Below are 12487 nucleotides of genomic sequence, written 5' to 3'. Positions count from 1 at the left end.
CCATCCCTCTTCTTTTTTATTGTATATTCAATAACTTTCCCTTAAATTATCTATAAAAATAAATGAAGAAAACTATGTAAAAAGGAGATTCAATATTCTTTTTTGACATGCGTCAGAAGCGACAGATACATTTATGCCAGGCAAAGTTGATTGGATTATTTGAATTTGGTAATTCATCTGATTCAGACCATTTTTTTCTAACCAAATTCAAAAAATTGTTATATGATAAATGAAATACTATAAAGGGGGCTGGCTATTATGATCTTCTCACCATTATTCGAACACGATGTACCTGAAGTGATTCTCCCTTAACGGAGAATCTTCATATCTCCGTTATGGACAGTATTATCTAGAGATAACGGAGGGGAAAACGTGAAAAAAACTTTATTAGGTTCCTTATATTTATCACTTGCTGCTAGCATTTGGGGTGGCATGTATGTAGTAGTTAAAGTAGTTGTCGATACCGTACCACCTTTAGAATTAGTATGGCTGCGCTATATGATTGCAATCATTGCTTTGGTCATTATTGGCACTATTACAAAACAATCATGGCGAATTGATAAGCGTGACTGGCTGTTAATCTTTATGATTGGGTTCATCGGAAATACGATTTCTATCGTTGCCCAAGAAATAGGTACTATGCTGTCTACTGCTCAAATGGGAGCCATTATTACAGCAACGACACCGGCATTTATGGTTGTCTTTGCGAGATTCATTTTAAAAGAAAAAATCACTTTAAAAAAAGCTGTTTCTATTATTCTTGCGACATTCGGAGTCTATATGATCGTAGGTAGTGCACGTATTGATTCATCATATCAATTAGGTGGAGTCGCTCTACTAATTGCTGCCCTAACTTGGTCACTGATGTCCGTTCTTATTAAACGGGTACCGGAGCAGTATTCACAAATCGTTGTCACTAGCTATGGAACACTTGTCGCTATCATTGTCTTAACACCTTTAGCTATTCCACGACTACTAAAATTAGACTTCCACATTATGTTAGAACCATCCATCTTAGGTGGCCTACTTTACTTAGGCGTTATCTCTACAGCGTGCGGCTTCTTACTGTGGAATCGTGGATTACAGATGCTGAATGCCGCAAGTGGAGGTTTATTTTTCTTCTTTCAGCCAATCGTCGGCACCTTCCTAGGATGGCTATTACTAGGAGAACAAATCGGCGTACCCTTTTGGATTGGAACTATATTAATCTTTAGTGGTGTACTATTGGTTATTCGAGAGTAAGCATACTAAAAGCTGAATGATCTCTCTCATTCAGCTTTTTTTATGTTGCTAAAGACCGCTCTACTTTAGTTCATAGATAAGCTTATTTCACAAAACGCCATAAGTATGTTGCTGTATATGAGTTTTCCAGATCCAATAAATCGATACCAAGATGGACTCTCCCCCGCTTCATAGAGCATAATAAAAACCACTCAAATACGAGTGGTTAGTTTGAGATAATTCAGATCCAGGTGTAATATGCAATTCTTTAAAATGCCATTTTGGATCATGACCTTCATAATGTTTATACTACCCAACCATTACAAGTCTCTTCGTATCCCCAATCTGAAATATCATTACCAGGTCCTACCCACCGCACTACTTTATCCGGTGAAATCAACGTATTCATTTCATCAGCGTTGCAACCATTCCATACATTTTCAAAGCGATAAAAAACGTTGAAGTCTTCGATTAAAGTTGTCGTAGAAGACATTTAAAACCCCCTTTGAACTGAATCCCTCTTCCCACCTTCACTTGTTATATACCTAGAAAAAAATAATATTGAAACCATTGCTATAGCAAGAATCCCAGCCACATAATGCTATACTATCTGTAACGCAAAGCATTAATTAAAACGTTAGAAACCATTGCTATAACAAGATTCCCCAACCACATTATGCTATACTATTTCTATTATCGAAATATTAGAAAAGAGGGATGCTAGATGACAAATTTACAGCAATTAGATGCGTATTTCTCAGAACATCGCGAAGCACATTTACATGAATTAAATGAATTTTTACGTATTCCAAGTATTAGTTCTTTATCAGAGCATAAAGGAGATATACAAAATGCCGCTGAGTGGCTAGCAAACGCTTTTAAAAAGCTAAATCTTGAGAATATCTCCATTACGCAAACTGCAGGTCACCCTGTTGTTTATGCTGATTGGTTACATGCTGAGGGTAAACCAACTATTCTATTTTACGGTCATTATGATGTTCAGCCGGTTGACCCGTTAAATTTATGGGACACTGAGCCTTTCAACCCTACAATCCGCGATAACAAACTATTTGCACGTGGTGCTAGTGACGATAAAGGACAAGTGTTTATGCACTTAAAAATGATTGAAGCATTATTTGCAACAACGGGCACTTTACCAGTAAACGTGAAATTCATCTATGAAGGTGAAGAAGAGATTGGTAGCCCTAACCTTCCTGCCTATGTTGAAGAGCATAAGGAGAAACTAGCTGCCGATTTAATTTTGATTTCTGATACAGGTTTATATGGTCCTGGTAAGCCTGCGGTATGCTATGGATTACGTGGCTTAACCGGGGTTCAAATTGATGTTCGTGGTGCAAAAGGTGACCTTCACTCTGGTCTTTACGGTGGCGGTGTCCAAAACGCTATTCATGCATTAGCTGACATTTTAGCATCTTTCCGTGATGAGCATGGCACTATTCAAGTGGAGGGCTTCTACGATAAGGTTTTATCATTAACGGAAGAAGAACGTGAAGCTTACCGTGCACTTGGCTTTGATGAAGAATCCGTGAAGGAAGAAGTTGGCGTGAAGGAGTTATTCGGTGAAGCTGGTTATTCCTATTTAGAACGCACTTGGGCACGTCCAACATTAGAGGTCAATGGTGTGTTTGGTGGCTTCTCAGGTGAAGGCATTAAAACAGTACTTCCTGCTGAGGCTGGTGCAAAAATCACATGCCGTCTTGTGCCAAATCAAGAGCCTAATGAAATTGTAGCACTATTAAAAGCACATATTGAAAAACATAAGCCAACTGGCGTTGAGGTGACAATCTCAGAATTCGATAAAGGTCGTCCATTCCTAACACCATTTGATCATCCATTTATTCAAGCTGCTGGTCGCTCATACGAAAAAGTTTATAACGTGCCAACTGCTTACACACGCGGAGGAGGATCAATCCCTATCGTGGCTGCCTTTGATGAAATTTTAGAATTGCCGGTAGTGCTAATGGGCTTCGGCTTATCAAGCGAAAACTTCCATGCACCAAATGAACATTTCCATTTAGAAAACTTCGATAAAGGATTACGTGTTTTAAGTGATTATTTATTCGAAGTAGCTGCATTACAAAAATAAAATGACAAATCCCCTCATCAATTTTAATGAGGGGATTTTACTATGTTACTCTCCAAAAATCGTAACGATATCTTCTGATTTTTTGCGTTCTTTCCCTTTTGGTACTTCGTCAAAATAACCGACCTGTAACATCGCAATGACGCGCTCTCCCGGCTGAACCTTTAGAGCTTCGCGGAATTTTGGGTTATCTAGGAACCCAGGTGTTTTCCAACATGAACCGATTCCTCTATCCCATGCTAGCAATTGAATATTTTGAATAAACATACTTGCCGCTGCGTAATCTTCTAATCGCTCTTTTTGTCGAGCATCCTCTGGAACGATGACAAAAGCATAGCCACCTGGTAATGTGAATTTCGTCATTTGTTTCGTTAAATCTTCACTTGAAAGCTCCTGCCATTTCGGTATCGCTAGATCACGCAATAAATTATGAAGAGCCTCTAACTCCTTACCACAAGCAACGACTAAACGCCAAGGCTCTCGATTTCCATGATTCGGTGCCCACACTGCATCGTCAATAATGGCCAATAAATCTTCACGTTCTACCGGCTTTCCATTAAATTTTTTAATAGAACGACGCTCAATAATCGCATCCCTAACAGTCAAAAATTGTTCGCTCATTTACTCTTATCTCCTTCTATACCATTACAATAATTAAGATTTATCTTCATTCAGATATAATTCCTTTTCTTTGGGTATCCAGACAACTACTGAAATAAAGGAACTCAGTCTAAGTACGCCACGTCGTGAGGCAACGACTGAGTAATCAACACCGTGTTGGCCCAAAGCCTCTGGCGGATATCACGGATTTTCAAAGGATGAATTGTGCGGGCACAATTCAACATCCGGACGCATTGTCTATCTGTGCGAAAGCGTAGCGACAGCAACAACAACAACAACAACAACAACAATTACGCCAAGGCGAAATGAATATCTCCTACCCTTAACATTATCACAAAACCATGAGCTTTAACACTGCTATCACCTTAAGCAAAACTATCCTCTATATGAATGAAGTAATAAGTCATGCTTGGTGTATAGGCCGTAGAATCTTCATAAAAATAAGGTCGTTGAATACTGTCGGAAGTATGTGCATTCACATAAGGAACACCATTTTGGATACTCGTCACAATGACGGAATGATCAATCTTTCCATCACCTTGAAAATCCAAAAAAATGATATCTCCAAGATCTAATTCTTCAGCAGATTGTACACGCTTACCCTTCAACCCCGTTGTCGAACCTTCCAGATACCATCTAAGGGAATGTGCAACAGACCAGCTAAAGCTCCAATTTCCATGTTGAACCCACCAACCTTTCCCCCTGTTTGGAGCCCCCCGCATTGGTGCTCCTCCAGCAAGTAAACATTGGGATATATAGTTTGTACAATCAACAGTAAAATTCGGAAATGCTGGATTACGCCTGTTCCACCACAAGTTTGCATACTGCACAGCAGCCTGTCTGTTATACATTTTTGCCACGCTTCCCCTCCTTAGTTCAACATATGTATAAGGAGGAAATTCTATTAGCTAGGTCCTTATTCATAAAAATGTCGAATGTGGTCTGAATTGGCACTAACTTTTCCAATTTTAAGATAGTTTTTGCTACAATAAGGGTATGGAATTATAGATTTTTATTTTATGAACCAGAAGGGATGTTAAATGTGAAGCAGCATGCTGAGAAAGAAATTATACAACCTACTCTTTTATGCGATAAAAAAGGTAATTTAAATCCAGCTGCCATCGGATTTGCACGCAAACCTCTCATAAACAGCAATTTAAGTGGCCATATCATGCGCAAAAAGAAATGGAATTATTGGTGTGTCTACGGTGATGAGATCATCTTCTCAGCTACTATTAGCCATCTCGACTACGCAGCGGTCTGCTTCGTCTATTTCCTTGAATATGAAACACAACGCTACTTTGAAAAAACAATCACAATTCCATTTGGTGGAAAGTTAAAAATGCCTACACAGGTACTAGATTCAGTAACCTTCAAAAATAGTGAAATGATGATCGATATGACATATGTACAAAATGAAACTCACCTATCCGTTTCGATCCCGGACTTTGATGGAGATACCTTATGTGCAAAGCTTGTCATTCAGCATCCGCCTACAGATGAGTCATTGAATGTAGTCATTCCTTGGAATCGTAAAACATTCCAATTTACAGGAAAGCATCATATACTTCCTACTTCTGGATTAGTGTCGATTGGTACTCGCCGTTTTACATTTTCCTCCGAGGAAAATTTCTCTGTACTAGAATACAGTCGTGGCGTTTGGCCGCGCCAATCCACATGGACTTGGGGAATGGCATCACAGCGAGTTCGAGGTAGACGAATCGGACTCAATTTAGGCGGCAAGTGGACAGATGGAACTGGCATGACCGAAAATGCAGTTTTCGTCGAAGGCAAAATGACCAAAATACATGAAGATGTATTGTTCAAATATAATCAAGAGGATTTAATGCAACGATGGAAAATTAAGACTAAATTCACTAACCAAGTTTCATTAACATTCTCCCCATTTTTCGAGCGTGTTGCCGTAACAAAAGCTGGCCTCATAAAATCTGAAGTTCATCAAATGTTTGGCTACTACGATGGCTCCATATTACTAGACAATGGCGAAACACTTGTCATCAAACAAATGCTAGGCAGTATCGAAGAAAATCGCGTAAAATGGTAAGAACTTGAATTTCCATCTGCTATATTCTTCGTATACTAGGATTTAACGCACTGACATTCATACATCCTCAGCGCGTTAAATCCGAAAAAGCTCACGCATAGCGAATATCCGCGGATTTGGCGAGGCTATCCACGATTTTGACTATTCTATCCACGCTTTTCGCTGCTCTATCCTCGGCTTTGACGATTCTTTCCGTCGCTCTTGATTTTCTATCCGTCACCTTGACTTTCTTTCCGTCGCTTCGGCTCTTCTTTCCGTCGCTCTGATTTCTATCCGTCACCTCGGCTTTCTTTCCGTCGCCCTGGCCACTCTATCCGTCACCTTGGCTCTTCTTTCCGTCGCCCTGGCCACTCTATCCGTCACCTTGGCTCTTCTTTCCATCGCTCTTGACTTTCTTTCCGTCACCTTGACTTTCTTTCCGTCACCTCGGCTCTTCTTTCCGTCGCTCTGATTTCTATCCGTCGCTTCGGCTCTTCTTTCCGTCACCTTGACCGTTATTTCCGTCGCTTCGGCTCTTCTTTCCGTTGCTCTGATTTCTATCCGTCACCTTGGCTCTTCTTTCCGTCGCTCTTGACTTTCTTTCCGTCGCTTTGACCGTTATTTCCGTCGCTTCGGCTCTTCTTTCCGTCGCTCTGATTTCTATCCGTCACTTTGGCTCTTCTTTCCGTCGCTATCGCTTTCCTATCACCTGCTCCGATTTCTATCCTATCAACGCAGACACTATTTTCTCCGGGTCATCTGTAAATAGTCCTTGTACACCGATCTGTCGTAATTGCTTTGCGTACTCGACATCATTAACTGTATATACACGCACAGTTGCTCCTTCATTAAGAGCTTCTTGAATGGATCTTCGAAATGCTGTAGGTAAGCTGACATGTATAGCATCTGCTGGGATTTGAGCTGTGTAGCCGTTAAAATCAACTAAAATTTCTGCAAACAGTGCCGCTTTTTCAATATATGGTGCTCTTTGTGAGACAATCTGAATAGATTCATGATTAAAGGAGGAAATGATCACTCTCTCTGTCATTTGAAATGCAGCAACCTCCCTAATCACAAGTGCTTCTATCCCGTCATATGGAAATACATCGGTTTTGAGCTCAATATTAATAAGGTGATTGGTACCAGCTAATAGCTCTAAAATGTCTCCTAGAGTGGGTATGCGTTCATCCTCAAATTTAGAAGAAAACCATGAACCAAAATCAAATGCACGAAGTTCTTGTAGCGTATAATCCTTTACGTAGCCAGAGCCATTAGATGTACGATCGATTGTTTCATCATGAATAACGACTAACTCCCTATCCGCAGTTAAATGAACATCTAATTCAATTCCTGTAATCGGTAGTTTTGACGCGGCTACAAAAGCAGCCATAGTATTTTCTGGGTAATGTGCCGAAACACCTCTATGGGCAAAAATGTCCAATCTGAAAACCTCCTATTTTATCCACCCTCAACCGATTAGCTGATGGGCATTAAATTTCCGTTTACCTTCTCCCAAAATAAGCCTAATACAATTTCACTTGATGGTAAATATTTTATATAGTAGTATGAGAATCTACTTGAAAATGTAAGTACATAGGAGGTGCTAAAAAATGACTGCACAACATCCAGATTTTCAGGCTGAAGTGGAACGATTAGCTTACACCAAAAATTACATGCAGCAAATTTTAAATGAATCGCAAAGAGGTTTGCAATCTGCTCAGGAGAATATTCGTAAGTCGATGGCAGATCTTGATTATTTAGATTCAAGTTTAGGCTATATAAATATCCTAGCAAATGCACGTTTCTTTGAAATGGCTCGAAACCAAAAGGAAGGCTTAGAGGCTATTCAAAAAAAGCCATACTTTGCCCGAATTCATTTTCAAAAGACAGGAGATCCAGAAGAGTTTCTTTATATAGGAAAAACTTCTTTGTTTCATCGAGAAACCCACGAGCCTATTATCGTCGATTGGCGTTCACCAGTAGCAAACGTCTATTATGATGGTCGCCTTGGGGATATGGAATATGATGTTCGTGGAGAAATCCATAAGGGACACCTATTTGCCAAACGACAATATAAAATTAATGATGGTGAACTGCTTGATTTACGAGATATTGATTTAACAACAAACGATGAATTACTGCAAGAAGCATTAGCTGGAAAAGCAGATGTGCGTTTGACAGAAATCGTCTCCACCATTCAAAAGGAACAAAACGATATTATACGAGCACATCTTCGTCAGCCTATTATCGTACAGGGTGCTGCTGGTAGTGGAAAAACAACCATTGCCCTACACCGAATATCTTACTTCCTCTACACAATGGGTGAACATTTTAACCCTGAGCAGCTCATGATTTTAGCACCGAATAAGTTATTTATCGATTATATTGGGGATGTTTTACCAGAGCTTGGTGTCGATAAAATTTGTCAAACAACCTTTACTGATTATGTTCTTGCTGCGACTAAGCTAAAACTAAAACTTCAAAATCCTAATGAACAATTAGAATCTCTTGTTGCGGGAGGACCCCAACAGAGAAATTCTTGGATATCCGAAATGAAGGGCTCTCTTTATTATCGTGATGTAATAGAACGATATGTTCAAAAGATCGAGCAGGAAATTGCCAACCAATTTGAGGATGTTTTCATTGAAAAATATTGCATTATGCGTGCCTCACATCTAAAAAAGCTATTTTTATATGAGTTTTCTTATATGCCAATTGAAAAAAGACTGGCACATATTAAAAAAGTGCTTGCAAGCCATGCCCGTCAAAAGAAACAGGCTATTTTAAATACACTCCATAAAAAATATGATGAGGCACTTGGCAAAGCACTTGATGGAATTCGTGATGATGCCAAACGTCGTCGTGTTGTCACTAAGTTTATTGATGAGCGAGATGAACGTATTCCTGCTATTGAGAGCGCTGCAAAATCAACTGCAACCGTTTATATGCGAAGATTCTCTAAACATAACATTAAGACACTCTATCGTACGCTTCTCACAAATGCTGAGCTTTTAGCAGAGCTTGCACCAGAATGGCATTATCTTGAGCAACAGCAATTTTTACAGGCACATTTTAAAGAACAATGGGTGCTCGAAGATTTAGCCGCCCTTTATTATTTACAAGCTCGTATAAAGGGCATTCCAGATGAATGGAAAATGCGTGTCGTTTTCATCGATGAAGTACAGGACTATAGTTTATTTCAGCTTGCTGCTTTAAAGACCGGGCTTGAAACTGATATGTTTACGATGGTCGGTGATTTAGCACAAGGAATTCATAGCTATCGTTCCCTTACTGCCTGGGAACCTGTCCAAAATCTTTTCCCTAGAGCAAGCTTTAGAACACTTCAAAAAAGCTATCGAACAACCATTGAAATTATGGAGGTTGCTAACAAGGTTTTAGCACAAATGGATGAACAGCTTCCATTAGTTGAGCCAGTAGTTCGTCATGGCAATGTCCCTACCTATGTTCAGGCACAATCATTTGATGCCATGCAAATTAAAGAAATTTTTGAAGCCATTCGAGCCAATGGACATCAATCTATTGCTTTAATTTGTAAAACGACTTCAGAGGCAATTTCAATGCAGCAAGCATTAAAAGACAAAAAAATTGATTCTCAGCTTCTAACTGAAAATGAGTCTATCAATCAGGAATTATTGCTCGTAGTTCCGAGTCATTTAGCAAAGGGGCTTGAATTCGATGCTGTGATTGTAGCTGCCTTCGATACACCTTTCTACGATACGAAGATTGATCGCAAGCTGCTTTATGTGGCACTCACTCGAGCCATGCATGAACTTTATTTAATCGGTCCAACCAAAAATACATTTCTATTAGAATAAAAAAGTCGCTATTTAGGCGACTTTTTTTACATCGAACATTTAATGCTCATTTATCGATTCCGAGGTGGTAAACGGTAAAACCTCCCTCTGGATAAATACGCTTTTACAACTTTCCACCATGACCTTGGTGCTTCCCTTGGAGGAGACTTCTTTTTAGGTAGTGCCGGCATGCGCATGATAACGACTCCTTTCATAGGCTTAGTAATACTATATGAAGATAGTTACAAAATTATGATAAAAAGAATAGCTTGCCAATATGGATAGATATGTTCATGCTCATCTTCTACAGGTGGACACATTTGTCTACTCTTTTATGAGAAGGAAAAAATGACGTTTCCCCCGCTAAGGAGAATCATATTAATACAACCTTTTAATTACTCTCCTTTATATTTTATTTATTATTCTTTTGAAGAAAGGCTTTTACTTTTTCATAAGCAAATTGAGCGCTCAAGCTATTGGGTACTGCATCAAAAACATGATCGGCTCTTGGAAGAAGATAAAGTTCATAGGGAACGTTATTTTCTTTTAGCTTCCTATCCAAAATTTCAGCCTGTTCTTCTGGAACAATTCGATCACTTGCTCCTAAGAGTGTAATAGTAGGAGGAGCGTTTTCCTGAATGTAACTAATCGGAGAAAGTATTTTATAACGATCAGGAAATTGTGAGGGTGTACCCCCAATATATTTTCTCATCACATCTTGCACATAGTCAGGACTAGGATTATTTTTATAAAACTCCGTCATATCTGCCGGTCCATATATGTTAATCACAGAATTGATAGGTACTGCTGATACATTTATTGAAGGAGGCAACTTTGTATCTCCCATACTATATGCAGCTAACATAGCTAGATTTCCACCGGCTGAATCTCCCATGACGTTTATTTTTTTGGGATCGATATTATAAGTATCCGCATGTTCTGCTACCCATCCAATTGCAGATTTCACATCGGCTACTTCATCTTTCCATCCTGCTTGAGGAGGCATACGATATTCCACATCAAACACCGTATATCCTAATTCACTTAACCATTGATTCCAATTTGGCGTATTCCCTTTATTCCCTTCAACCCATCCGCCTCCATGTACTTTTACAACAGCTGGTTGAAGTGATTTTTTTGAATCTCCTTGAGCTGGCCATACATCAAGCTTTAATTCCACACCATCAGGAGTTGTTCCGTACACGATATCCTGTATGAATTTGGATGTTATTTCTATCTTACCAAAAAAATGAGAAATAAGGGAGGAGGAAACATTTTCATTTTTAGCATAGTTTGACATTTTAATGATTGGCTCTACGGTTAGAAAACTTAATAGTAAAACTAAAGGAATCAAGATTATCCAAGCTATTAACGCTTTTCTCCAAACAGCTAACCCTACTAAAATTAATATCACAACAGTTATACTTAATAAAAACTTAGGCGTAACCATTGCAATCGCTCCAAGGAGACTCATTATGTTCGGAAGGCCCCTTGGATTCCAAATATAGTATGTCAGAATGCTAATAAAAGCAAATGCAATTACTGCAAGAACCGTCAGTAACCATTGAATAAAACCTCTAGGCCTCCATGAGGCTAGTTGTTTTAGTTGTCCCTGATCCATTTCTTCATCCCTCTCCATATTAAGGCTCATCACATAACGGTTGGTTGATTTCCGTTCTGACTAGGCCCTTCTCTGGAGTCGCCCAGCCTCCACTCCAATCAACACATGGCATACATTTTCAAAATATCATCCACAACTTTAGTTTATGAGCCATATTAAATTACAATACAAAATTTAGGCCCTTCTAATTTTCATTGTATATGAGCTGAGCGGCTTTTACTTTCTTTTTCTGTCCTTTTAAGAAAAACGATACCACAAGGGCGACAATTATAAAGATTACTCCAAGCGTAAATGCCCCTTGGAAACCAGCTGTTAAACCATTTAACTTTTCAACTGGATCCATTGGATTTGCCGCGCTTTCCATATATTTATTTGTACCTGTTGTCATTTTAGATATAAATATCGCTGTGCCAATTGCGCCAGCTACTTGAGATAGAGAATAACTTATTCTTTCACCTATAATTCATACAAATAACGGGTGTACATAAAAAAGAGATGTATCAAATTTCGATACATCCCATATGCATGGTTGTTACTTTCATCTGCTTTTTCAGATACAAAAGAAACCTTATTTTAACATTTCCAATACTTTAATAGTCATTCACACTTCATCTTTATATTCTATAGAGCTATGAAGTATTCATAGAAAAAAGCCGAGGAATAAATCCTCGACTTTTTTTAAATGCCTAGCGACGTCCTACTCTCACAGGGGGAAGCCCCCAACTACCATCGGCGCTAAAGAGCTTAACTTCCGTGTTCGGTATGGGAACGGGTGTGACCTCTTTGCCATCATCACTAGACTATTGTCGGCTTTCAATATACGTCGTATTTCTTCGTCAGCTTCTGTCGTTCAGTCAGTCACGTACTTGAGTACGCTCCTTCCCTCTCTCCATCGTTTCCTCGAACTACTCGTATCTTGAAACCCTTTATTGAAAGAGTTGTTCTTTCAAAACTGGATAAACGGTGCATTGAATGTTTCAAACGTTTTGGTTAAGTCCTCGATCGATTAGTATTCGTCAGCTCCATGTGTCACCACACTTCCACCTCGAACCTATCTACCT

9 protein-coding genes, 1 rRNA gene and 1 pseudogene are annotated in these 12487 nt (G+C 39.2%); 4 read left to right on the top strand and 7 right to left on the bottom strand.

The window, feature by feature from the left end:
- Window positions 1-372: 372 nt before the first annotated feature.
- Window positions 373-1242: a DMT family transporter gene (locus MWJ95_RS04715; RefSeq protein ID WP_249104559.1), complete on the top strand. Its 870-nt coding sequence runs from the start codon at window positions 373-375 to the stop codon at window positions 1240-1242.
- 283 nt (window positions 1243-1525) lie between these two features.
- Here MWJ95_RS04715 and MWJ95_RS04710 read toward each other — a convergent pair whose 3' ends face one another.
- Entirely contained in the window at window positions 1526-1714 is a 189-nt protein-coding gene (locus tag MWJ95_RS04710; RefSeq protein WP_249104557.1) for a hypothetical protein, read from the bottom strand.
- 231 nt (window positions 1715-1945) lie between these two features.
- Here MWJ95_RS04710 and MWJ95_RS04705 point away from each other — a divergent pair, with 231 nt between their 5' ends.
- Window positions 1946-3328, top strand: a complete 1383-nt coding sequence (locus tag MWJ95_RS04705; RefSeq protein WP_249104555.1) for a dipeptidase — start codon at window positions 1946-1948, stop codon at window positions 3326-3328.
- Between the two features lie 45 nt (window positions 3329-3373).
- Here MWJ95_RS04705 and MWJ95_RS04700 read toward each other — a convergent pair whose 3' ends face one another.
- Window positions 3374-3946 (bottom strand): nitroreductase family protein, encoded by a 573-nt coding sequence (locus MWJ95_RS04700; protein WP_249075280.1) that lies wholly within the window; start codon window positions 3944-3946, stop codon window positions 3374-3376.
- 365 nt (window positions 3947-4311) lie between these two features.
- Window positions 4312-4806, bottom strand: coding sequence for an amidase domain-containing protein (locus MWJ95_RS04695; protein ID WP_249075281.1), 495 nt, complete (start codon window positions 4804-4806; stop codon window positions 4312-4314).
- Between the two features lie 182 nt (window positions 4807-4988).
- Between MWJ95_RS04695 and MWJ95_RS04690 the strand changes: the two genes are divergently transcribed.
- Window positions 4989-6011, top strand: coding sequence for a DUF2804 domain-containing protein (locus tag MWJ95_RS04690; RefSeq protein ID WP_249075282.1), 1023 nt, complete (start codon window positions 4989-4991; stop codon window positions 6009-6011).
- 700 nt (window positions 6012-6711) lie between these two features.
- On the opposite strand, the gene MWJ95_RS04685 is transcribed toward MWJ95_RS04690, so the two are convergent.
- A complete protein-coding gene (locus tag MWJ95_RS04685; protein WP_249104553.1) occupies window positions 6712-7431 on the bottom strand; it encodes a glycerophosphodiester phosphodiesterase in 720 nt (239 codons plus the stop codon).
- Window positions 7432-7600: 169 nt separating this feature from the next.
- On the opposite strand from MWJ95_RS04685, the gene helD reads away from it, so the two are divergent.
- On the top strand, window positions 7601-9826 hold the full coding sequence (gene helD, locus MWJ95_RS04680) for an RNA polymerase recycling motor HelD (protein ID WP_249104551.1): 2226 nt from the start codon (window positions 7601-7603) through the stop codon (window positions 9824-9826).
- Between the two features lie 391 nt (window positions 9827-10217).
- Here the strand turns inward: helD and MWJ95_RS04675 are convergent, their stop codons facing one another.
- The 3 genes and pseudogenes from MWJ95_RS04675 to rrf form a co-directional block, all read right to left on the bottom strand.
- Window positions 10218-11426: an alpha/beta hydrolase gene (locus MWJ95_RS04675; RefSeq protein ID WP_249104549.1), complete on the bottom strand. Its 1209-nt coding sequence runs from the start codon at window positions 11424-11426 to the stop codon at window positions 10218-10220.
- Window positions 11427-11610: 184 nt separating this feature from the next.
- A pseudogene (locus MWJ95_RS04670) lies at window positions 11611-11883 on the bottom strand (MFS transporter); the annotation flags it as partial.
- Window positions 11884-12110: 227 nt separating this feature from the next.
- A 5S ribosomal RNA gene (gene rrf, locus MWJ95_RS04665) occupies window positions 12111-12226 on the bottom strand.
- Between the last annotated feature and the right edge of the window lie 261 nt (window positions 12227-12487).

Source organism: Lysinibacillus sp. Bpr_S20, from assembly GCF_023337835.1.
Classification (GTDB): domain Bacteria; phylum Bacillota; class Bacilli; order Bacillales_A; family Planococcaceae; genus Lysinibacillus.
Note: the sequence above shows the minus strand (reverse complement) of the source record. Positions and strands in the feature narration are given on the sequence as shown.